23 protein-coding genes are annotated in these 21,825 nt (G+C 32.5%); 8 read left to right on the top strand and 15 right to left on the bottom strand.

Annotated elements, in window-relative coordinates:
* The first annotated feature begins 5 nt into the window (after positions 1-5).
* The gene (locus tag B0A81_RS07955) at positions 6-2,240 is read left to right on the top strand and encodes a glycoside hydrolase family 3 N-terminal domain-containing protein (protein WP_089057598.1); all 2,235 of its coding nucleotides are present in this window, start codon (positions 6-8) and stop codon (positions 2,238-2,240) included.
* 68 nt (positions 2,241-2,308) lie between these two features.
* On the opposite strand, the gene B0A81_RS07960 is transcribed toward B0A81_RS07955, so the two are convergent.
* Together B0A81_RS07960 and B0A81_RS07965 are read right to left on the bottom strand one after the other, a co-directional pair.
* Entirely contained in the window at positions 2,309-4,330 is a 2,022-nt protein-coding gene (locus tag B0A81_RS07960) for a hypothetical protein (RefSeq protein WP_089057527.1), read from the bottom strand.
* A gap of 159 nt (positions 4,331-4,489) precedes the next feature.
* Positions 4,490-4,759, bottom strand: coding sequence for a hypothetical protein (locus tag B0A81_RS07965; RefSeq protein ID WP_233207171.1), 270 nt, complete (start codon positions 4,757-4,759; stop codon positions 4,490-4,492).
* A 278-nt stretch (positions 4,760-5,037) separates the two neighbouring features.
* On the opposite strand from B0A81_RS07965, the gene B0A81_RS07970 reads away from it, so the two are divergent.
* Both B0A81_RS07970 and B0A81_RS07975 read left to right on the top strand, forming a co-directional pair.
* Positions 5,038-5,793: an NUDIX hydrolase gene (locus B0A81_RS07970; protein ID WP_089057528.1), complete on the top strand. Its 756-nt coding sequence runs from the start codon at positions 5,038-5,040 to the stop codon at positions 5,791-5,793.
* A 63-nt stretch (positions 5,794-5,856) separates the two neighbouring features.
* Complete coding sequence (locus tag B0A81_RS07975; protein WP_089057529.1) at positions 5,857-6,177, top strand: MmcQ/YjbR family DNA-binding protein; 321 nt, start codon at positions 5,857-5,859, stop codon at positions 6,175-6,177.
* Positions 6,178-6,188: 11 nt separating this feature from the next.
* Here B0A81_RS07975 and B0A81_RS07980 read toward each other — a convergent pair whose 3' ends face one another.
* From B0A81_RS07980 to ahcY, 10 genes are all read right to left on the bottom strand, one after another.
* The gene (locus tag B0A81_RS07980; RefSeq protein WP_089057530.1) at positions 6,189-6,797 is read right to left on the bottom strand and encodes an alpha-ketoglutarate-dependent dioxygenase AlkB family protein; all 609 of its coding nucleotides are present in this window, start codon (positions 6,795-6,797) and stop codon (positions 6,189-6,191) included.
* Positions 6,784-7,029, bottom strand: a complete 246-nt coding sequence (locus B0A81_RS07985; protein ID WP_089057531.1) for an Ada metal-binding domain-containing protein — start codon at positions 7,027-7,029, stop codon at positions 6,784-6,786. Before B0A81_RS07985 ends, B0A81_RS07980 begins: the two co-directional genes overlap by 14 nt.
* Positions 7,030-7,264: 235 nt before the next feature.
* Positions 7,265-7,978: a 2OG-Fe(II) oxygenase gene (locus tag B0A81_RS07990; protein ID WP_089057532.1), complete on the bottom strand. Its 714-nt coding sequence runs from the start codon at positions 7,976-7,978 to the stop codon at positions 7,265-7,267.
* Positions 7,979-8,147: 169 nt separating this feature from the next.
* Positions 8,148-8,990, bottom strand: coding sequence for a bifunctional helix-turn-helix domain-containing protein/methylated-DNA--[protein]-cysteine S-methyltransferase (locus B0A81_RS07995; protein ID WP_089057600.1), 843 nt, complete (start codon positions 8,988-8,990; stop codon positions 8,148-8,150).
* A gap of 210 nt (positions 8,991-9,200) precedes the next feature.
* Positions 9,201-9,665 carry a GNAT family N-acetyltransferase gene (locus tag B0A81_RS08000; RefSeq protein ID WP_089057533.1) on the bottom strand — a complete coding sequence of 155 codons (465 nt, stop codon included), beginning with the start codon at positions 9,663-9,665 and terminating at the stop codon, positions 9,201-9,203.
* 59 nt (positions 9,666-9,724) lie between these two features.
* On the bottom strand, positions 9,725-10,057 hold the full coding sequence (locus B0A81_RS08005; protein WP_089057534.1) for a DMT family transporter: 333 nt from the start codon (positions 10,055-10,057) through the stop codon (positions 9,725-9,727).
* A 44-nt stretch (positions 10,058-10,101) separates the two neighbouring features.
* Entirely contained in the window at positions 10,102-11,181 is a 1,080-nt protein-coding gene (locus B0A81_RS08010) for a hypothetical protein (protein ID WP_089057535.1), read from the bottom strand.
* Between the two features lie 9 nt (positions 11,182-11,190).
* Positions 11,191-11,475: a hypothetical protein gene (locus B0A81_RS08015; RefSeq protein WP_089057536.1), complete on the bottom strand. Its 285-nt coding sequence runs from the start codon at positions 11,473-11,475 to the stop codon at positions 11,191-11,193.
* A 130-nt stretch (positions 11,476-11,605) separates the two neighbouring features.
* Entirely contained in the window at positions 11,606-13,924 is a 2,319-nt protein-coding gene (locus B0A81_RS08020; protein WP_089057537.1) for a patatin-like phospholipase family protein, read from the bottom strand.
* A 189-nt stretch (positions 13,925-14,113) separates the two neighbouring features.
* Positions 14,114-15,430 (bottom strand): adenosylhomocysteinase, encoded by a 1,317-nt coding sequence (gene ahcY, locus B0A81_RS08025; protein WP_089052655.1) that lies wholly within the window; start codon positions 15,428-15,430, stop codon positions 14,114-14,116.
* Between the two features lie 350 nt (positions 15,431-15,780).
* Between ahcY and B0A81_RS08030 the strand changes: the two genes are divergently transcribed.
* Positions 15,781-16,431, top strand: a complete 651-nt coding sequence (locus tag B0A81_RS08030; protein WP_089057538.1) for a 4'-phosphopantetheinyl transferase family protein — start codon at positions 15,781-15,783, stop codon at positions 16,429-16,431.
* A 67-nt stretch (positions 16,432-16,498) separates the two neighbouring features.
* Here B0A81_RS08030 and B0A81_RS08035 read toward each other — a convergent pair whose 3' ends face one another.
* From B0A81_RS08035 to B0A81_RS08045, 3 genes are all read right to left on the bottom strand, one after another.
* Positions 16,499-16,909 carry a group III truncated hemoglobin gene (locus B0A81_RS08035; RefSeq protein ID WP_089057539.1) on the bottom strand — a complete coding sequence of 137 codons (411 nt, stop codon included), beginning with the start codon at positions 16,907-16,909 and terminating at the stop codon, positions 16,499-16,501.
* Positions 16,906-17,190, bottom strand: a complete 285-nt coding sequence (locus tag B0A81_RS08040) for a hypothetical protein (RefSeq protein WP_089057540.1) — start codon at positions 17,188-17,190, stop codon at positions 16,906-16,908. The genes B0A81_RS08035 and B0A81_RS08040 overlap by 4 nt, the downstream gene beginning before the upstream one ends.
* Before the next feature lie 80 nt (positions 17,191-17,270).
* Positions 17,271-17,867, bottom strand: coding sequence for a Crp/Fnr family transcriptional regulator (locus B0A81_RS08045; protein WP_089057541.1), 597 nt, complete (start codon positions 17,865-17,867; stop codon positions 17,271-17,273).
* 96 nt (positions 17,868-17,963) lie between these two features.
* Here B0A81_RS08045 and B0A81_RS08050 point away from each other — a divergent pair, with 96 nt between their 5' ends.
* The 4 genes from B0A81_RS08050 to arfB are packed head-to-tail and all read left to right on the top strand — an operon-like array spanning position 17,964 to position 21,825.
* Positions 17,964-18,692 carry a geranylgeranylglyceryl/heptaprenylglyceryl phosphate synthase gene (locus tag B0A81_RS08050; RefSeq protein ID WP_089057542.1) on the top strand — a complete coding sequence of 243 codons (729 nt, stop codon included), beginning with the start codon at positions 17,964-17,966 and terminating at the stop codon, positions 18,690-18,692.
* A gap of 33 nt (positions 18,693-18,725) precedes the next feature.
* A complete protein-coding gene (gene pnuC / locus B0A81_RS08055; RefSeq protein WP_089057543.1) occupies positions 18,726-19,349 on the top strand; it encodes a nicotinamide riboside transporter PnuC in 624 nt (207 codons plus the stop codon).
* Entirely contained in the window at positions 19,310-21,424 is a 2,115-nt protein-coding gene (locus tag B0A81_RS08060) for a DUF4301 family protein (protein WP_089057544.1), read from the top strand. The genes pnuC and B0A81_RS08060 overlap by 40 nt, the downstream gene beginning before the upstream one ends.
* Positions 21,424-21,825, top strand: coding sequence for an alternative ribosome rescue aminoacyl-tRNA hydrolase ArfB (arfB, locus tag B0A81_RS08065; protein WP_089057545.1), 402 nt, complete (start codon positions 21,424-21,426; stop codon positions 21,823-21,825). Before B0A81_RS08060 ends, arfB begins: the two co-directional genes overlap by 1 nt.

A 21,825-nucleotide genomic window follows, 5' to 3' on the forward strand; every position in this document is an offset into this window, starting at 1 on the left:
AACACATGAAAACAACAACAACAACATTCCTCTTACTGATGGTCACATTTTTTGCGGCTGCACAGCAAGAAACAATCGATCAGAAAGTAAATGCCTTATTGAAAAAAATGACTATTGAAGAAAAAATAGGTCAGTTAAATCAATATAGCAACGACAACTCAATAACGGGACCAATAACCGTTAACCCAAATAAGCAAGCCGAAATTAAGAACGGTTTGGTAGGCTCAATGTTGAATGTAACAGGAGTAGAATCTACTCGAAATTATCAAAAGTTAGCGATGCAGTCGCGTTTAAAAATACCAATGTTGTTTGGGCAGGACGTTATTCATGGTTATAAAACAACATTTCCATTACCATTAGCAGAAGCAGCAAGTTGGGATTTAGAAGCCATAGAACTGGCAGCAAGAGTTGCCGCTACAGAAGCTGCCGCAAGTGGAATTCACTGGACATTTGCACCAATGGTTGATATTGGGCGTGATCCGCGTTGGGGGCGTATTATGGAAGGCGCAGGAGAAGATACTTATCTAGCGTCTAAAATCGCTTATGCAAGAGTAAAAGGATTTCAAGGAAATAAATTAGGAGATTTAAATTCAGTTATGGCGTGCGTAAAGCACTTTGCTGCTTATGGAGCCGCAGTTGGCGGAAGAGATTATAACTCTGTTGATATGAGCGAAAGAATGTTGTGGGAAACTTATCTGCCTCCTTTCAAAGCTGCTTTAGATGCTGGTGCCGCAACATTTATGAATTCATTTAATGATTTAAACGGAATTCCCGCTACAGGAAATGTTCATTTACAGCGTGACATTTTAAAAGGAAAATGGAACTTTCAAGGTTTCGTAGTTTCAGATTGGGGTTCTATTGGAGAAATGGTGGCGCATGGCTACTCAAAAGATCTTAAAGCAGCGGCACTTTCAGCAATTACTGCCGGAAGTGATATGGATATGGAAAGCGTTGCTTACAAAAATAATTTAGCACAATTAGTAAAAGAAGGCAAAGTTTCAATAGACTTAGTTGATGATGCTGTAAAACGTATTCTTCGCAAGAAATTTGAATTAGGTTTGTTTGATGATCCTTATAGATATTCTGACGAAAAAAGAGCAGAGAAAGCTTTAAATAATCCAGAAAACAGAAAAGCGGCACTTGAAGTTGCTCAAAAAAGCATCGTTCTATTAAAGAACGAAAATCAAACACTGCCACTTTCTAAAAACCTAAAAACAATCGCTTTTATTGGGCCGATGGTAAAAGAGTATAAAGAAAATATGGGTTTTTGGTCTGTAGAATTGCCTAATGTTGATTACAATAAATGGATTGTTTCGCAATGGGATGGTTTGCAGAATAAAGTTGGTAAAAACACCAAATTGCTTTATGCAAAAGGCTGTGAAGTTGACGGCGATAACAAAGATGGTTTTGCAGAAGCTGTTGCAACTGCAAAACAAGCAGATGTTGTTATTTTAAGTATTGGTGAAAGACGTGACATGAGCGGCGAGGCAAAAAGCCGAAGCGATATTCATTTGCCAGGTGTTCAGGAAGATTTAGTAAAAGCAATTCAAGCGACAGGAAAACCAGTTGTAGTTTTAATAAATGCAGGAAGACCTCTTGTTTTTAATTGGACAGCAGACAACGTTCCCGCGATTGTTTATACTTGGTGGTTAGGTACAGAAGCAGGAAATGCAATTGCAAACGTGTTATTTGGAGATTACAATCCGTCAGGAAAATTACCAATGACATTTCCTAGAGAAGTAGGGCAGATTCCTATTTATTACAACCATTTTAGTACTGGAAGACCAGCCAAAGACGAAAATCAAAACAATTATGTTTCAGCTTATATCGATTTAAAAAACTCACCTAAATTTCCTTTCGGATATGGATTGAGTTATACTAAATTCGATTATTCTGGATTGAAACTGTCTTCAGTAAAAATGAAAAATAATGAGACAATTAAAGTTTCGTTTCAATTATCAAATGTTGGAAAAGCTGCTGGAGAAGAAGTCGTACAATTGTACTTGAAAGATAAATTTGGATCAGTTGTTCGCCCGGTTTTAGAATTAAGAGATTTTCAAAAAGTCAAATTAAATGCAGGAGAATCAAAAACAATCGAATTTACAATCGACAAAGAAAAACTTTCTTTCTACAATGATAAATTAGAATGGACTGCTGAACCTGGAGATTTTGAAGTAATGATTGGAGCTTCATCCGCAGATATTAAACTAAAATCAGATTTTGAATTGCTTGCGAATTAGTATTTATAAATAGTGTAAAAAGAAAAATGGGGCGATAATAAGCCCCATTTTTTATTAATATATTTTTGTTATTTAAGACGTTTTTTAAAATTGAATTTCAAAAGATTTAATAAACCCTGTTCGATAATATCAATGCCAATTCCAAAATTACTATCAGCAATAGTATTATGATCCGTTCTAAATTTTTCGAACTCCTGTACTGGAATTTCTACGTTTGTCAAAGGTTTGAAATCAATAAATATTGAAGCCCCATTTTTAGTGATTTTTTTACGGCTTGTAAAATCAAAATAAGGATTGCTGATCGTACTTTCCTGAACAGTAAATTTTTCTTCTGTATCTATTCTTTGATCACTACTAAGGTTTATTTCATATTTTTCATTATCAAAATTATGCCAGAACAAAATGTCTTTATGCATAAAATCGCGTGCATTATTCTTAACCATATTTCGGTCAAAATACATTAAAAAACGATTCTTCTGAGGATCTGTAAAGTACGGATTATCGACAGATGCCTTGTATTGAATTGTAAATTCGTTTAACTTTTTGTCGTCACTTACAATATCAATAACAGCATTATTAAAAATAGTTCTAATATCAGTTCCGTTTCGATCATTCGAATAATTCAAAGTATAGTACAAGAAATTGTTCCAACTGTCGATAATTTCTCTTTTATTAGTGTTTTTGAAATACTTGCGCATATAATTTGCACGATTTCCTTTGTAAGTTGTGGTAAGGTTTAATTCTCCTTTTTCATTTTGAACGGTGAAATTTACCTTCTCATTAATACCATAATATGAAAACCTGTGTGGCTTTTTAGTTTGCAGCTGTTGATTAGGTTTCACTTCCAAATAATGCATGAAATAAATGTAACCGCGGTTTTCTATCAATCCAAATTCATCTCTCGTAGTTGCATCAATAAAATAGGTTTCATCTTTATAATTGATTTTTACAATTACATGATTAAACGTCAATAACGACGGCAGATAATATTTAATGTAATGATCTGAATTAAAGTTGACCAAAACAACCGAAGAATCGATGTTGATATAATCTAAAACGACTTTCAATAAAACCGATTTTGCTTTACAATCACCTTGTTTGTTTTCGTAAGTAACAGCAGGTTCTTGTGGTTTATGGCCATTCATTTCATCTGCATTATAAACATAATAAACATGATTTTGAACATAGTCAATTGCAAACTGCAGCTGCTCATCTTTATCTGAAATAGCATCAAGTTTTTCGGCTAATTTTGGAGCAAACTCCTTTAAAGAAGATTTACTATAAATTTCCTCATATAAAGGTGAAATATAGTTTGATAAATCAGTCCAATTACTATCCGTTGCAAAATCAATAAACGGAGCAATCTCTCTGTTGGTATCAACAAAATTGATGTAGTTTTCTTTGTCAATAGTAAACTTTTCACCTTTTTTCAAATAATTAATTTCAGGTTCTAAAACATTTTCCTGTTCATCTCTAAAAAAAGTTTTTTTGTAAGCAATTGTCTTTTCACGTTCATTGATAAAAGTGAATTTATAAGAGCCGTAAGCCCAGTAATTATTTGGACTAATCCAAATATACTTAAGGAACTCCCTGCGCATAAAATCACGCTCAGTAAATACTTTTATTCTCGAATCCTCTAAAATTAAAACATCATATAAACGAAGATCTTTAATAGTAATATTTACTTTTTTGTTGCTGCTCAAAATTCCTCCCTCACTTTGATTTTCGCTGTCAAGTACCTTTATTTTAGTATCAAGAATCTTATCAATCAAAACGCCCTCTCTCAAAACACTGATTCGATGTATAATATAAGTTTCATTTTCTTCAACGACCATATCCATTACAGAAGCACTTTCTAAATTAGAAGGCTCATTTAAAGTATAAGCAACACAAGCATATTCACTATTTTCAGTATCGCTGGTGTAATAAATTTTATCCAAGAAATAACAAAAATCTCTTCCCTCTTCGACTTGTTTACTTGAAAAATCAGATTCTTTAATATAGTCAACAAGCTGTTTATCGTCAATATTTGAAGCCCAGCTTTCAGGCTTTTGAATTTTATACTTTTCTAAATCTATTGTATTTTCCATTTTCTAATAGTTTACTTTTTTACGACCTTTGTTTAAGTATATTCGTACTTTTTCATAAAACAAAAATATAGATTTTTTAGAGATAATTTTCAATTGTTTTCAAATAAAAATCCCCGCTAATTTAGCAGGGATCAATTTTTTTAAAGTTATAAAATGGGTCTATTTTAATACGGTATTTATAAAATCCATAGCGCCAATTCCTTTGTATGAAGCATACAATGCTTTATCAAAAGCTTCACGTTTTGCTTTTTTATCTTTAGCTTCAGTTTCAACAATCATTTGATTAAAAATTCTTTCCTGTTCTTCACTGTATTTTAAAGAAGCTTCTAAAAGATACGTTTTAGAAACAAAACCAAATGAATTCCAGATTTTATCTCTAATTTTTGAATTGATTTTTTTTAACGGATTAGCAGTCATATTCTCCATCATTTTCTTCTGAATTTGTTTCTTAGATAAGAATTACAAGTGGTATAATAGGGATTCTTTTCTTTCTTTTTTTTTGACTGTTTTTCGTAATTAACCGTCAAATGTGTTATTATGACGCAATGTACTTGTTTTTTTGATTTGATTTTTAATTTTAACAAAAATTGTGATTTATACACTTTTTAGTTTTTCTGTGATTTTAAAAATGAATAAATGCGATTTATAAAAAATGAAGTAAATTGCGTACACAATTGAAGCTAAATGTCGTATTAATTATAAAATCAATGCTGAAATCAATTTTAGAAAATAATGAAAATTACCAGCCGGGATTGTCAATTGATTGTGTGATTTTTGGTTTTCACGATAATCAGTTGAAAGTTTTATTGATTAAGATTCCGCACAATAAAAAATGGTCTTTACCAGGCGGATTTATTCCAATTGATCAGGATATCGACACAGCAGCAGTTACCATCTTGAATGGAAGAACTGGAGTAGAAGGTGTTTTTTTAAGACAGTTTGCCACATTTGGAAAAATTGGCCGTAATGATAAGCATTTTGGAAATGAAGTTTTAGAACATTTAAATATTGATCCCGAGCTTGGAAAATGGCTTACTCAGCGTTTTGTAACAATTGGTTATTATGCCTTAGTAGATTTTTTAAAAATACTTCCTAATCCCATTAATAGGAATGAAGTTGTAGAATGGATCGATCACAAAGAAGTTCCTGATCTTATTTTAGATCATCGAGAAATTTTAGATAAAGCACTTGATACTTTAAGAATAGAGTTGAATTTAATGCCCATTGGATATAATTTATTACCAGAGAAATTCACTATTCCAGAATTGCAAAAATTGTACGAAACAATTTTAGATAAAAAACTCGATCGCAGAAATTTTCTTAGAAAAATAATTAACATTGGAATTCTGATTAAACTTGACGAAAAGAAGAGTAATGTTGCCCACAAAGCTCCAAACTTATATTCTTTTGATAAAGAAAAATACGATGAGGTCTTGAAAAATGGATTGAATCAAGGTTGGTAAAATTTGTTTAACAAAGATCTTCGGGTTTTAAAAACAGTTAGATCTGATAAATAATTTGCGATTATGGTGTCAATTGAAACATTCAGAAAATTAGCTTTATCATTTGAAAATGCTGTTGAAGAGCCACATTTTGAGAAAATATCTTTTCGCGTAAAGAAGAAAATTTTTGCCACTTATGATGCAAAGAATAATCACGCCGTTTTGAAATTCAATGAAATCGATCAATCTGTATTTTGCGCTTCAAGTGAGATGATTTTTTATCCAATACCGAATAAATGGGGAAAACAAGGCTGGACAATTGTTGAACTTTCAAAAGTAAGACCTGAAATGTTTGCAGATGCTTTATTGATTTCCTATCAAAGTGTTGTTTCTAAAAAGAAATAAAGCTTTATGTTTTACCCAACTATGGTTCTAAAAGTTAAATTTACTCTTGGTTTAGAAGTAGATTTAGTAGGCGGAAGCCGATGAAGCCAATGTGTTTGCGTTTCGTCTTTCATAACCAATAAACTTCCGTGTTCTAAAATCAAAGAGACAACTTCTTTAGTCTGTTTATGTTTGAAGGCAAATTTACGTTCTGCACCAAAGCTAACAGAACCAATAGCGCCATTTTTTTTCAAATCCTTTTCGGCATCGCTGTGCCAAGCCATTCCTTCATCGCCAGAATGATATAAATTAAGTAAGCAGGAATTGAAAGTTTCTCCTGTTTTTTCTTCCATAAAAGTTTTTAACTCCAGCAATTCTTTTGTCCACGGAAGCGCTTTTTTTGTAGTATTCGAATACGTATATTCAAATTCCTTATCACCATACCAAGCCACCTTTCTTTTAGTCAAAATTAATTTTCCAAAGATTATTGCCTCATCATTTTTCCATTCAATTGTATTTAAAAGAATATCACGATAAAAATCGGCCTTTTCTCTCGAGAACAATTTTCCATAATAATTAACCGTGCCATTTTTAGGAAGCAGATTTGTTGTTTCGTCTATTTGAGGATTAAATAAGTCCATTTTTCCATTTTTGATATTCGAGTTTCATACAATGTCCGCAAGGTCTGAAACCATTTTTTCTGGCTTCATTTTCAGATAAAAAGAAAACTCGATTTTCTAGTTTCATTCTTTTTCCCGAGGAACATTTTAGCGTTCCGTAGATCTTTAGTTTTCGGTTTCCACCAAAGCAAATTTCGCCTTTTTTAATTTTATTTCGAAGATCTGAATCTGAAATTTTATTGTGTTCAATCATTTGTTTGTCATTTTTTTTGCCACAGATTAAAGGATTAAAATGATTTAAAAAATCTGCTCAATCTGCCTAATCTGCGTGAAAAAAATACCGGTTTTTATATCGTAGAGACACACTGCAGTGCGTCTAACGTCACGTATTTTGTCAACAATCTTTGCGTAGACGCGCTGCAGTGTGTCTCTACAGATATATTGTATAGAGAAACCTCTGAATCTTTGCGCCTCTGTACCTTTGAACCTTAATTTAACGCATCATGAAAAATAATTCCCAACGTAGATCTTTCACCAGACTGAACTTCGCTTACACCATGTTTCATATTAACCCGATAATAGCCTTTTGAACCTTTTACAGGTCTAAAATTGGTAGTAAAAATCAAAATATCTCCTTTTTTTGGTTTCAAAACAATAGCTTTAGATTGCGCTCTCGGCGTTTGCTGTGTAAGAACAAATTCACCGCCGGTAAAATCTTCATCTGGTTCAGATAGAAAGAGCACAATTTGAATTGGAAAATAAATATCGCCGTATAAATCCTGATGGAGTGTATTAAAACCGCTTTTACCATATTTTAAAATCAAAACCGTGGCTTTTAATTGATTATTATCATGACATAGTTTTAATAATTCTTCATGTTGATCAGGGAAAATAGTATTGATATTTAGAACCTTCATCCATGCATTTGCGATTGGCACTAATTTGGGATAGATTGCAGATCGAATGTTTTGAATTAAATTAGGAAGAGGATAATTGAAATATTTATATTCACCCAAACCAAATCGGTAGCGCTCCATTACAACTGTTTTTCGATATAAATTTGGATTATCATAATCGAATTTTAGATCTTCACATTGTTCGTGATTTAGCACTTTTGGAATAATTGCGAATCCATTTTCATGCATAGATTCGGTGATGCTTTCCCAGTTTTGAGAAGCAATTATTGATTGTATATTTTGCATAAGAATTTTTAGATTGAGATTTTTTTGCCGCGAATTAAACGAATTGCACCAATTTTTATTCTGATACATAAAAAATTAATTCGCGAACATTCGTGTATTCTTGGCGAACAAACAATACACTAGATGCACTACTTTGTGTTTCTACGGATATGTTTTGTGTAAATTTGGATTATAGATTTATGTGCGCGCCTTCCCAGCCAATAATCGCTGTTTTTCTAGTATTTCCCCACATATAACCGCCAAAGATTCCAGAAGACTGAATCACACGATGACAAGGAATTAAAAATGCAACTGGATTACTGCCAATCGCAGTTCCAACAGCTCTAGAAGCATTTGGTTTTTGAATTTGATGTGCGATAGTGCCATAAGTCGAAAGCTGTCCCATTGGAATTTTCAGCAAAGTTTCCCAAACTTTTAATTGGAAATCAGTTCCCTTTAGATGCAGTTTTATTTCCGATAATTTGCTCCAGTCATTTTGAAATATAAACAGCGCATTTTGCTGTACTAAATCTAGTTTTCTTGAGAAAGAGGCATTTGGGAATTTGTATTTTAAAGCATTTATTCCGTTTGTTTCATCTTCGGCGAAAGCCATAAAACAAATGCCTTTTGAAGTAGAAGCTACAATTATATTTCCAAACGGACTTTCGGCAAAACTGTAATTTATTTCTAGATTTTTTCCTCCATTTTTATATTCAGCAGGAGTCATTCCTTCAATGTTTACAAATAAATCGTGCAGGCGGCTTGTGCCGGAAAGTCCCGTTTCATAGGCCGTCTCAGAAATGGTTGCCTGATTTTCTTTCAGCAGTTTTTTGGCATGTTCTAAACTAGTATACTGCAAGAATTTCTTCGGACTTGTTCCTGCCCAATCGCTGAAAAGTTTCTGAAAGTGAAACGGACTTAAATGCACTTTTTCGGCAACTTCATCAAGATTAGGCTGCGCTTTAAAATTGGCTTTGATATAATCGATCGCTTCTGCAATACGATTATAATTAATGGTTTCCTGTGTGTTCATTTTCATTCAATTTTATAAGGCAAATATCGATTGGTTTCTGCTGGTATAAAATCCGAATCTTGCGGAGTTTTTTTTTAACCGCAAAGGGCACTAAGATTTACGCAAAGTACGCAAAGTTTTTTTTACGCAATATTGTCACCTTGAGCGAAGCCGAAGGGCAGAAAGTATGTCGACAACGATTGGCACAAACCTGAAACCTGAAACAAATTATTAAATCTCTTTTTCCATTTTATAATTGATAAGTATTTCATTGTGACGAATGTTTTTTTGCTCAGCTTTTACAATAAATCCCTTCTTCTCAAAAAATGGTTTTGCAGTAATACTGATATCCGAAGTTATAATTTTGGAATGTTGTTTTTTTGCTTCGAGTTCTAATTCAGTCAAAAGTTTAGCAGCAATTCCTTGTCGTTGAAAATCCTTATGAATGTAAAAGAAATCAATATAGTTTCCGTTTTTTAGAGTTCCGTAACCAGCTATTTTATTTTCAATAATTACTAATAAAACAAACTGTGTTTCGATAACTTCAATCCAGCTTTCTTTATTTTTTACACCAGAAATCCAAGCTTCGATTTGTGCCGCAGTATAGTCATTTTTGCAAACAGATTGTATAGTTTCGATATACAATTGCTGCATTTCGTCTAAGTCTGAAAGTGTCGCTTTTCTGAAATTTATCATCCTGTGGATTATTAAAATGATGTGTTTAGGATAGTAATCAATTTTTGATTCTAATTATTTTAATGTGCCGTAGTTTTAGAAAAAACATTGATTACAATAACTCCAATTATAATTAAGCTTAATCCGATAATTGCTGGTAAATCTGGGATTTCTTTAAAGAAAATAGCACCGATAGCAGTAATTAAAACAATGCCGACTCCTGACCAGATAGCGTAAGCAAAACCAACAGGAATAGTTCTTATGGCAAAACTTAAAAAGTAAAATGCAGCAAAGTATCCAACGATTGTAATAATGCTGGGAATGAGCTGGGTAAATTGTTCCGATTTTTTTAATGCTGTGGTTGCAATGATCTCGAAAATTATGGCAATGAATAGAAATAGTAGATTCTTCATGTTTTACTTTTTTACAAAGTTAACTTTTATTGAAAGGCGAAAAATTATTTAAGATTATGTTTTGCTGCAGAAACACTAATCAATTTGTAACCATTTTCAGTTCGTAGAAATTCTAAATGATCTTGAGTGCGATCAATTTTATTTTTTGAAGAAATAACAATATCCATAATCGGATAAATCCAATCCTTAGATTCATTACAATTATTGAAATACATTTCGTATTCGGCAGATTCAAAAATAAAAGGATTCAAACCGTCAGCCGAAATGAAATATTCGGTTTTTGCAGTATTTAATTCTTGAAGTTTAAGCTTTATATAATTGTAATTTTCATTTATGAACTTGTTTTTTGGGTTGCTTATCCAACCCGTTGGTTCTTTCCAATAAGTAATTTTGTCAAAAGATTGTTTTAAGATATTAGCTTTAGATAAATCTTTGAGCAAATTGTTTGTCAGCCATTCTTTAAATTCCTTTTCAAAGTTTATAAACGAATAATAATTTCCGTTAACTCCAAGAAAACTTTCTCTTGTTGCATTTTTACTTGGTTCTCCCGATTTTTCTAGAGAGTAAAAGTTAAGATTATCGTTGTATGCGAAATCTTCAATTAAAACAGTGTTGTTGATGTCGATTAGAAATTCTTTTCCTCCAGTCCAGAAAAAGTGTTCTCCGTCTCTTACTTTTTCAGCATCTTTTAAACCTATAAAAGTTCCATTTCTAACTTTGGTTAAATTACTGTATATCGCTGGAATTACGATTTTACCATCGCTGTTAAACATTCCCATTTTATCCGTTTTACGATCTGTAAATCTTATGAAACCTTCGTTTTCACAATCTGGACCATTGTCAAAAATATACAAACTGTCGCGCCCGACAATTTTTCCTGCTTTGGTTAAATAATAACTTTCCCATTTTTGATTGTTTTCTTCATTAACAGCAATAATATTTTCAAATTTATGAGCGATTGTCATTCCCATAAATTTTGGTTCAATTTTGATAACGCCGTTTTTATCTTTAAATCCAATATGAGTCGAATCTTTATCTGGAAATGAGATCCAAGTATCATTGTTTTGAGCAAATACAGTTAAGTTTAAAAAGAAGAAAACAGAAAAAAGGATACTCTTTTTCATAAGATTTATTTATCGTATATGAATTTCGGATTCCTTGTTTTTTGCTTCATCAAAGCAGTCGCTGCATAACATTTTAAAATCGGCTTTAGCTTGAAAAACATTAGTCCATTCTTCACCATTATCAAGCAGCCATTGTTCGCATTCTCCGCACCACGCAATTTGAGGAAGGTCTTCTTCGGCTTCTGAGTAGAAAAAGCCTGTTTTTTCTTCTGAGTCTATTGCCATTGCAATGTGAATACATCCAAAAGACATTTCTTTTGAGCCATGTACTTCACATAAAACATTTTCAATCATAATTTTTTTTAAGGATTTATTAGAAAGCAATTTTACATTACTTCAATTAATTTGAATTAATTGTTGTCAAATTTGATGTGTAAAGTTAATCTAGTTTTACTGTTATAAACGAAAAATAGTTCTGATTCTATTATGGGTTGAATGAAAATCCAACACTAAAAAATAATCTTACTTTGTCGATATTATTTATCCAGGAAGTATCAAAATGAATAGGTCCTAAAATCGATTGATAAGAAATAGAAGCTCCTCCAGATATTACAAGACTAGGATCAAAGCCATCATCCCATTTTCCTTTTGGACTAAATGCTTTGTTAATGTATTTATCAAAAGATTCAAACCCAACAGTTGCAATATTAAAATGGGGAGTTAGGTAGATTTTTCCCATAAGGTTTATTTGAGAAGCTAGTTTTAAGCCCATATATTGCGAAACATTCAGTTCGTCTTCGTGCAGGCCGGGAAATGAAAAACGATTACTGCCAGAACTTGGTATATTTCCCCCTATGAAATACTTTGCTGCATAACCAAAATCAGAAAACGGGATTTGATCGTCGCTAAGTTTATCCTCAAAAATAAAATAAGAATCAAACCCAATGATTCCCGTAATTTTCTTTTTTAAAAGAGCTCTTTTTTCAAAACTGAAGCCAAATTTTGTATAACCATTGGTTGAACCGGATATACTTGTATGATCAGGCGAGTTAAAAGAAGTGTAGACATCTGTAAACAATGATCGGGTTATATTTGCTTTTAAAATTGTTCCGTTTTCAGCAAAGAAAACTTTATCCATGTCATTATAGGAATAATGCATGTTTAATTCGATGTTGTTTAATGAGTAATTCGTGATGTCGATTGAGTTAGGATTGTATTCTCTGTCGTATTTTGGTTTTAAATTAGCGTATTGATAGTGTAAGCCGTAGCCAAAATAACTTTTTAATGAATTTATGTTTCTATTGATTTCATTACTAAATTCAACCGAATTATAAAGTACATTATCTGAAGCCCTGCCGTTAAAATAAATTTCTTGTCTTAATAAGGCTCCATAAAGTTCAGATGACCACCACCAATCACGGTTTTTTCCAAAATTTTTCTGATAATTGATTCTTGCTTTAGGCTGCTCAGCTATATCGACTGTTACAAGAAGACGAGATGCTCTGGCAAGAACATTTCTGGCAGTGTAATTAAAAATGATTCCAACGCCTCGATAAGTATCATAATGAACAGATGTGTTCAGTTGGTTTTTGGCACGTTCATGGCCAAAGATTGTAACACCTAGTTTGTTGTCATCTTTGACGAAATAGTTGTAGGTAATCTCATCAAAAAGATTGGTGCCCATTGCTCTGTTAATGCCTGCTATTAAATCTTTTGTAGTGTAATTTTCGTGTGTCTTTAGATTCATTCTCCCTAATACGAGAGCAAGGTTTTCTGGACTGATTTTTTTGTAAACAATCGTATCAAGAATAATTTCTGAAGGCATTTTTGGTAATTCGTGAATTCGTTGTTGGTATCCTTTTAATTTTTCGGATAATGCTGTTAAAGCCGGAAGATTTTCATTTGTTGCAATTTTACCATCTTTATAGATTTCTGCACTATTTCCAAAATCTGCAGTCGAAAAACGAAGGTTAGGCATGTGATCTACCAAAATATCACAGAGTTTTCTATTAGCAGGATTCTTAATGTTACTCGGAAACATACTGGTTTGCGTCAATATAGTTATAACATTGTTCAGTTTGTCTATTGGTTCCAATCCGCCTCCAACATCACTGCCAATAATAATGTCAGCACCCATTTGTTGGGCAACATCAGTAGGGAAATTATTCAAAACGCCTCCATCAACTAATACTGTTTTTTCATAGTTCATAGGTTTGAAAATAGCAGGGAGTGACATACTGGCTCTCATAGCATAAGCCAAGCTGCCTTTGCTTAAAATAACCTCCTTTCCTTCAGACAAATCTGTGGCCATCGCTCTAAACGGAATGGGAAGGCTGTCAAAATCTCGAATATTATATACCGGGTAAGTTAATTCAGAAAGATATTCTCTTAAATTTTGATCATTTAGTAAAGAGCCAATGCTGTTTAGTTTTTTGTTTTTAACTCCAATTCCAACTAAGTATCTCTGAAATTCTCTTTTTTCTTCTACGCTTACAGATTTTAATGATTGTCCGCCGCCAAGTAATTTATCCCAATTAATGTTTTTGGTTAGTTTCTCTATGCTGTCTCCAGAATATCCCATAGCATATAAACCGCCTATAATACTTCCCATACTATTTCCAACGATAAGATCAGGAACAATGTGTAGAGAATCTAGTTTTTGTAAAAGCGGAATATGCGCAATTCCTTTTGCTCCGCCGCCGCTTAATACCAATACGACTTTAGGTTTCTTTTCCTGCGAAAAAATAATTTGCGGGAGACTGAGTAAGAATAAGAAAGCGAATAAATAAGATGTTTTTTTCAAGATTACAATGTTTATGTATTTGAGAAATAAGGGCTTATTTTTATTTTTAAAATTAAGGACTTATTTCTAAAAAGTAGAATTTTTTGGTTGAAATGTTTAAAAAGACAATTTATTCATTCTTAAAAGCCTTAAAAATTAAAAACCCTCACATTTCTGTAAGGGTTTTTATAAATCTGAAAACTGCGATTTTTAGTATCTGTAGTATTCTGGTTTGAATGGACCTTCAACTGGAACACCAATATAAGCAGCTTGATCGTCACGTAAAACTTCAAGTTCAACGCCTAATTTAGCTAAGTGTAAAGCAGCAACTTTTTCATCTAAATGTTTTGGTAACATATAAACTTCATTTTTGTAAGCTGCGCTGTTGTTCCATAATTCGATTTGAGCCAAAGTTTGGTTTGTAAATGAGTTACTCATTACAAAACTTGGGTGACCTGTAGCACAACCAAGGTTTACTAAACGACCTTCAGCAAGAATGATGATATCTTTTCCAGCGATGTTGTATTTGTCAACCTGAGGTTTGATTTCGATTTTAGATGCACCGTGGTTTTTGTTTAACCAAGCCATATCAATTTCGTTATCGAAGTGACCAATGTTACAAACAACAGTTTTGTCTTTCATTTGCTCGAAGTGCTCTCCAAGAACGATATCTTTATTTCCTGTAGTTGTAATGATGATGTCAGCATTAGCAATTACAGTATTTAATTTTTTAACTTCATAACCGTCCATTGCAGCTTGTAAAGCACAAATTGGATCGATTTCAGTAACCGTTACAATAGATCCTGCACCTCTAAAAGAAGCAGCAGTTCCTTTTCCAACATCACCGTATCCGCAAACGATAACTCTTTTTCCAGCTAACATTAAGTCAGTTGCACGACGTACAGCATCTACAGCAGATTCTTTACAACCGTATTTGTTATCAAATTTAGATTTAGTAACAGAGTCGTTAATGTTGATTGCAGGCATTGGAAGAGTTCCAGCTTTTACTCTTTCGTAAAGTCTGTGAACACCAGTTGTAGTTTCTTCAGATAATCCTTTAATTCCAGGAACCAATTCTGGGAAACGATCAATAACCATGTTAGTTAAATCTCCACCATCATCAAGAATCATGTTCAATGGTTTTCTGTCTTCACCAAAGAATAAAGTTTGCTCAATACACCAGTCAAATGATTCTTCGTCAAGACCTTTCCAAGCATAAACCTGAATTCCAGCAGCAGCAATAGCAGCAGCAGCCTGATCTTGAGTAGAGAAAATGTTACAAGAAGACCAAGTAACTTCAGCACCAAGAGCGATTAAAGTTTCGATTAAAACTGCAGTTTGAATCGTCATGTGTAAACATCCAGCGATACGAGCACCTTTAAGAGGTTGTTCGTCTTTATATTCAGCGCGAAGAGCCATTAAACCTGGCATTTCAGCTTCAGCTAGTTCAATTTCTTTTCTTCCCCAAGCAGCCAGAGAAATGTCTTTTACTTTGAAAGCCACATAAGGCGTAGTCGTTGTACTCATTTATAGTATATTTGTAATTGTAAAATTTTTGCAAATTTACATAATAGCTTTTTATTTTTACTACTTTCTGTCAGATTTGTGAAATCTTTAATTTCTTAATCTTTAGAATGTTAGTTTGTAAAACGATTTTAACCATATAAGTGATATAAGTACGTTAAAAAAAGGATTCTTATATTCTGCTTTTTGAAACCATCTAAGTGATATAAGTTCATTTAAAAAAGATTCTTAAAGGATTACCTTTGCTTCTAATTGCTTATATTTACTAATGCATTTTTTAAGCGAATAGTTATATTTTCTTAAATGACTTATATGATTTAAAATGTACCATCCATAATTTATAATTAAAGAAAATGCCTTTATTTCAAACCATACAATTCAACGAAACCACAAAAATTTTAATTTGGGAAATAAGCGAATCGTTCGATGAATTGTATAGTAAGGTTACCTTAAAAGAAAAGACGCAGCGCAGACTTGACGGAATGAAATCGCAAATGCATCAGCGGGCTTTTTTAAGTGTTCGAATGCTGATTCAGGAAATGGGTTTTACAGATCATGAATTGCATTATGACGAATTTGGAAAACCTTATTTCGATTGTCATAATCATATTTCGATTACACATTCGTATCATTTTGCAGCAATAATTGTCAGCCGCGAGACCGTAGGAATCGATATGGAATTACAACGCGAAAAAATACTTCGCATTGCAGATAAATTTGTTGATACTGAATTTGACTATTTGAATCCAGATGTTTTACAAGATTACGTAAAAAAGCTAACGGTTATTTGGGGTGCAAAAGAAGCAATCTTTAAAATCAGAAACGAAAAAGGCATTAGTTTTAAAGATCATATAAGAGTTGATGATTTTTCTTTAAATAAAGATCAAACCAGTGCGAGTCTTCATTTTGATGATTTAGTGAAAGGTTTTGATGTGCATTATGAAGAAATAAAATCAGAAAATTTTGAAGGTAATTTTACACTGGTTTATGCTTTTGAGAAATAAGTTTTTTAGTCTTGGTCACGGTTTTAGCCGCAATCTTGTCATTTGACAAAAAGCAGATAGATATTCACTATTCTAAAGGATTCTCTGGCAATTTTTTTCGATGTTCAAACATGCTCATGTACAAAAAAGTGCTCATTTTTCTAGCACGTCTCTTTAGTATTTCGACATTTTCGCCTTCAAAATACTCCTCTAAAGTTTGAAACCAATGATTAAGCCAAATTCCAAATTCATTTGAAGTAATCTGCCCCTTAAAATGAGCATCAACTTCATTGTGAACAGCAATAGGATTACCATCGTATTTTTTTACACCAAACAAATTCATTTCCCAAAAATCAGTCAGTTTTTCCAGATGTGAATCCCAATCTTTAATCATTTCATTAAAATAAAAACCAATTTCTTCGTCGGCTCTTATTTTTTCATAAAATCGATGTACTAGAAAAGAAACATCATCTCTGTTTTCTATTTGTTTTTTACTCATGTAAGACTATTCAAAATAATAAATAAAACACTAAAAAAGGCACTTGCAATTAGTAAGTTAAAAATCAGTTTATGCTTCATTTGAGCCAAAATCGAAGTGTTTACAAAGATACAAACTAAAACAATAACTGCCAGTTGTATCATTTGCGGAATAGAAGTTCCATTGACAAGAATAAACATTGCTGCGGCTGCTCCCAGACAGCTTTGACCGATTACAGCCATTGTTGCAGAACCAATAAAATTTTTGTCAAAATTTTCGAATGTTGTTTGATAAAGTGTCATGATAATAAGCTTTAGAATAACAAAGGTACAGGCACCTTGAGGCTGTTATTTATGACTTAAATCATAAAACAAAATCTTTTTTATCGATATACTTTTCGGTTTATAATCTTTAGTTGTCCCTTTTTTTCTAGCGCTTTTATAGCTCTAATAACAGTTTCAACACGCAGACCTGTTAAATCTCCAATTTGTTGTCTTGTAAAACTAATAAGATGTCCGTTTACATCTTTTTTAAAATTAAAATAAGCAATTCCGTGATCTATTAATTTTAAAACTCGATGCTCAGGTTCATGAGTCGATATTTCTGCAGCCATTATAGATTTATAATACAAACGCTGTGCAAGATTCTCGATTATTTCAATACTCACAGAAGGGTTTTCCTGAAGCAGTGTCATAAAAACAGCTTTAGGCAGAAGAAAAATTTCAGTATTCTCTACAGCTATTGCATTTGCTGGATATTTTTGATTTAAAAATAATGGAGGTTCTCCAAAAGATTGATTTTTGTAAAATATACCTTGAATAAATTCCCTTCCGTCATCATTATAATTACACATTTTAATCTCACCTGAAATAATTTGATAATAATGTGTTGGAAGCTTTCCCTCTTCAAAAATAATATCATTTTTGTCAACAGATTTTTTTAACGCATCATATTTTTCTAACAATTCAGTAGTAATCATAAATTTGTCTGCTTTGGTTGTTAACTCATGTATTACAAATATAATTCATTCTGAATAGTTCTTCTACACTAAAAACTTTTTACTTTTACAGCCATTATGGAGCAAAAATTACTCACTATTCATCAGCAGATTTTAGAGGCTAAGAAAAATGGACAAAAGTTATTGGCCATACTTCTAGATCCAGATAAAATTGTATGGGAAAATTTAAATCATTTATTGTTCAAAATAAATGAATCTCCTGCAACCCATATTTTTGTTGGCGGCAGTATTGTTCATAGCAGCATTCTAGAAGATTTAGTACAGGAGTTAAAATTAAAGACAAACCTTCCAGTTATTTTGTTTCCAGGAGATCCATCACAGATTTCCCCGCAAGCCGATGCCATTTTGTTTTTGTCTTTATTATCGGGACGTAATCCTGATTATTTAATAGAATATCAAGTTCAGGCAGCTCCAATTCTTAAAAAAACAAATCTCGAAGTTATTTCTACAGGATATATTTTGATTGAAAGCGGTAACGAAACTGCGGTTGCGCGCGTAAGTAAAACAGAACCTCTTAAGCGCGAGAATTTCGATTTGGCACTTGCAACAGCACAAGCCGGCGAAATGTTAGGGAATAAATTGATTTATTTAGAAGCAGGAAGCGGAGCAAAAAATCCAGTTCCGTTAGAAATGATACAGTTAATTGCTCAAAATATTGAAATTCCTGTAATTGTTGGAGGAGGAATTGTAGATTTACACTCCATTAAAAAAGCTCACAATGCTGGTGCTGATTTGGTGGTTATAGGAACTGCATTTGAAAACGACAGCCATTTCTTTGAATCCTAAATAAAACTTTTACAGTTTATAAATACCACACAAATGATAGATTTTTTTCTTGATAGTTATAAAAATGCGCCGCTTTGGCATATTGCTTTAGAGTTTTTAGTTTTCGTGTTTGGGATTTTAAGCGTATGGTTTGCAAAAAAAGAAAACATCTTAGTTTATCCAACCGGTTTAATCGCTACTGTTATTTCTGTATATCTTTTATATATTGCAGGTTACATTGGTGATATGATTATAAACGGGTATTTCTCAATCATGAGTATCTACGGATGGTATGTTTGGGGAAGAGGAGGAACAGTCGAGGATAATATGCCCATTACCAGAACGAATCTTAATGAAAAAATAATTGGTGTAGTATTGTTTTTAGTAACTGTTTTTGTAGTTTTCGGGATTTATAAGTATTTCGATTACGAAATTAGAAATGACAATTATGTCGATATGATATCGTCTGGAATATTTTTTGCAGGAATGTGGTACATGGCCAGAAAAAAAATCGAAAACTGGACACTTTGGATTATTGGTGATATTATTGTAGTTCCTCTATACGCTTATCGCGGTTTAGGAATGCTGTCACTTCAATATTTAATTTTTACAATTTTAGCTATTTCAGCTTATTTAGAATGGAGAAAAATCTTAGACAGCAAAAAACAACTATCATAAAAATTGCCTTATTTGGTCCTGAAAGTACAGGTAAAACCACATTGGCAAAACAGCTAGCAGAGTATTACGAAACAGAATGGGTTCCGGAATTTGCTCGCGATTATCTGCAAGAAAAATGGGAAGAAAATCAGCATATTTGCGTTGAAGCAGATATGATGCCTATTGCTTACGGGCAGACTGCTTTAGAAAATCAAAAGCTTTCTAAAGCAAATAAATATTTGTTTTGTGATACCAATTTAATGGTTACCAAAGTTTTCTCTGAAATGTATTATAATGTTTGCGATCCGCTTTTAAATGAAGCAGCACTTGAACATGAATACGATTTGTTTTTTCTCACAGACATCGATGTTCCTTGGGAAAAGGATGATATTAGAGATACGCCAGAAGGCAGAGAAACCGTGTTTTCTGTTTTTAAAGAAACCTTGATAAATACTAAAAAGCCCTTTATAACGCTTTCTGGAAACAAAGAAAGCCGTTTGGCAAAGGCAACAGAAATTATAGATAATTTAGCAATAGCTAAAAAGCATGGTTTTACTTCTGCTGATTTTGTGCAGATATACGAACATGGTATTCCTTTTGAAAATGTTCTAAAACAGTTGGAATTTTTTAAAAACGGAATTACAAAAAGCAGCTTAATAAATCCAGCAACGATCCATAATGGAATTTTAAGTTTATCTGATATAGAATTTAAAGAAAAGGCTGTTTTTTTTGATGCTCAGAGAGGAAATTTAAAAATTAAAAAGTTCGTTCCTGCTTCTGGAGCAGCAACTAGAATGTTTAAATTTTTAATCGCTTTCCTGAATGATTTTGATATTCAAAAAGAGACAATAAACGCTTATATCAACAGGAAAAACGATAAAGAACTTGCTATTTTTATTGTGGGAATGGAGAAATTTCCTTTTTTCGAAATAGTTTATAAAAAGTTAAAAGAGCTTTATCCAGACTTTGATGCTTTAGAAAGAGATTATAAGAATTATTATTTCATAAAATTATTGCTGTCTCCAGAGCATTTCAATTCAGCAAATAAACCAAAAGCGGTGTTGCCTTTTCATCTATACAAAACCCATCTTGCAAATCCAATTGAAGAGCATTTGAACGAATGCGTTCATTATGCTACAACAAATAACACCTCGAATTTGCATTTTACCGTTTCAGAAATTCATCAAAAATTATTTGAACAGGCTGTTGATGAGGTTAAAGGGAAAATAGAAAAATCTTCAGGAACAAAAATTAATATTGGATATTCCTATCAAAATAAAAGTACAGATTCTATTACAGTTGATGTAAAGAACAAGATTGTAAGAAATCAAAATGAAGAGCTGATTTTTAGACCTGGAGGACATGGAGCATTAATTGAAAATCTAAATAATCTCGATGCAGATATTATTTTTATTAAGAATATAGATAATGTCATTCAAAATCATATTGATGAAATTACCCTTTATAAAAAGACTTTGGGAGGTATTTTGATCGAAATTCAAGAAAAAGTATTCGGCTATTTAAGAGCAATTGAAAATAACGAATTACATGAAAGTGATTTCGCTGCAATTATTGAATTTCTAGCTGAGAAGTTAAATATTCAGGTAAGTAAAGATTTTTATAAATTTACTATTGAACATAAAATCACCAAAATTAGAGAAATCTTAGATCGACCAATCCGAGTTTGTGGAATGGTTCGAAATGAAGGTGAACCGGGCGGCGGTCCGTTTTGGGTAATGAATGATAAAGGAGAAGTTTCTCTTCAAATTGTAGAAGCCTCTCAAATTGATCTTCAAAATAAAAAACAACTTGAAATTTTAGAAGCAGCAACCCATTTTAATCCTGTTGATTTGGTTTGCGGAATTAAGAATTTTAGAGGTCAAAAGTTTAATCTTGATCAATTTATAGATAAAAATGCAGGTTTCATTGTAGAGAAAAGCGTAGAAGGCAGGGCGGTGAAAAATTATGAATTGCCGGGATTATGGAATGGTTCAATGGCACATTGGCTGACCGTTTTTGTTGCAGTTCCTTTAATAACCTTTAATCCTGTGAAAACGGTAAACGATTTATTAAAAGCGACACATCAGCCACAATAATGGATAACGAAAAAATCATATCAGAGTTAAGCTTTAAAGCCGTTAGAAGCAGTGGTGCAGGCGGACAAAATGTAAATAAAGTTTCCTCAAAAGTAGTTTTGACTTTTGATTTGGAAGCTTCTCAGGTTTTGTCTGAAGAAGAAAAAGGACTTCTGAAAGATAATTTATCATCTCGTTTAACATCTGAGAACATATTGATTTTGAATTGTGACGAAGATCGAAGTCAGATTAAAAACAAAGAGATTGTTATAAAACGTTTTTTGGAAATTATAAAAAAAGGTTTGTTTGTTCCTAAAATTCGAAAAGCGACCAAAATTCCAAAATCCGTAATTAAAAAAAGAATCAAAGACAAAAAAAGTGTTTCTGAAATAAAGAAAAACAGGAAGAGACCAGAGTTTTAA

It is taken from the genome of Flavobacterium plurextorum (genome assembly GCF_002217395.1).
GTDB lineage: Bacteria > Bacteroidota > Bacteroidia > Flavobacteriales > Flavobacteriaceae > Flavobacterium > Flavobacterium plurextorum.

Coding starts and splice junctions, on each gene's coding strand:
- B0A81_RS08015 (WP_089057536.1), bottom strand. CDS start 11,475: ATGATTGAAAATGTTTTATGTGAAGTACATGGCTCAAAAGAAATGTCT.
- B0A81_RS08060 (WP_089057544.1), top strand. CDS start 19,310: ATGGAGAAAAATCTTAGACAGCAAAAAACAACTATCATAAAAATTGCC.
- B0A81_RS07970 (WP_089057528.1), top strand. CDS start 5,038: ATGCTGAAATCAATTTTAGAAAATAATGAAAATTACCAGCCGGGATTG.
- B0A81_RS07985 (WP_089057531.1), bottom strand. CDS start 7,029: ATGATTGAACACAATAAAATTTCAGATTCAGATCTTCGAAATAAAATT.
- B0A81_RS08050 (WP_089057542.1), top strand. CDS start 17,964: ATGGAGCAAAAATTACTCACTATTCATCAGCAGATTTTAGAGGCTAAG.
- B0A81_RS08045 (WP_089057541.1), bottom strand. CDS start 17,867: ATGATTACTACTGAATTGTTAGAAAAATATGATGCGTTAAAAAAATCT.
- ahcY (WP_089052655.1), bottom strand. CDS start 15,430: ATGAGTACAACGACTACGCCTTATGTGGCTTTCAAAGTAAAAGACATT.
- arfB (WP_089057545.1), top strand. CDS start 21,424: ATGGATAACGAAAAAATCATATCAGAGTTAAGCTTTAAAGCCGTTAGA.
- B0A81_RS07965 (WP_233207171.1), bottom strand. CDS start 4,759: ATGATGGAGAATATGACTGCTAATCCGTTAAAAAAAATCAATTCAAAA.
- B0A81_RS08040 (WP_089057540.1), bottom strand. CDS start 17,190: ATGACACTTTATCAAACAACATTCGAAAATTTTGACAAAAATTTTATT.
- B0A81_RS07990 (WP_089057532.1), bottom strand. CDS start 7,978: ATGCAAAATATACAATCAATAATTGCTTCTCAAAACTGGGAAAGCATC.
- B0A81_RS07995 (WP_089057600.1), bottom strand. CDS start 8,990: ATGAACACACAGGAAACCATTAATTATAATCGTATTGCAGAAGCGATC.
- B0A81_RS08035 (WP_089057539.1), bottom strand. CDS start 16,909: ATGAGTAAAAAACAAATAGAAAACAGAGATGATGTTTCTTTTCTAGTA.
- B0A81_RS08010 (WP_089057535.1), bottom strand. CDS start 11,181: ATGAAAAAGAGTATCCTTTTTTCTGTTTTCTTCTTTTTAAACTTAACT.
- B0A81_RS07980 (WP_089057530.1), bottom strand. CDS start 6,797: ATGGACTTATTTAATCCTCAAATAGACGAAACAACAAATCTGCTTCCT.
- B0A81_RS08005 (WP_089057534.1), bottom strand. CDS start 10,057: ATGAAGAATCTACTATTTCTATTCATTGCCATAATTTTCGAGATCATT.
- B0A81_RS08030 (WP_089057538.1), top strand. CDS start 15,781: ATGCCTTTATTTCAAACCATACAATTCAACGAAACCACAAAAATTTTA.
- B0A81_RS07955 (WP_089057598.1), top strand. CDS start 6: ATGAAAACAACAACAACAACATTCCTCTTACTGATGGTCACATTTTTT.
- pnuC (WP_089057543.1), top strand. CDS start 18,726: ATGATAGATTTTTTTCTTGATAGTTATAAAAATGCGCCGCTTTGGCAT.
- B0A81_RS07960 (WP_089057527.1), bottom strand. CDS start 4,330: ATGGAAAATACAATAGATTTAGAAAAGTATAAAATTCAAAAGCCTGAA.
- B0A81_RS08000 (WP_089057533.1), bottom strand. CDS start 9,665: ATGATAAATTTCAGAAAAGCGACACTTTCAGACTTAGACGAAATGCAG.
- B0A81_RS07975 (WP_089057529.1), top strand. CDS start 5,857: ATGGTGTCAATTGAAACATTCAGAAAATTAGCTTTATCATTTGAAAAT.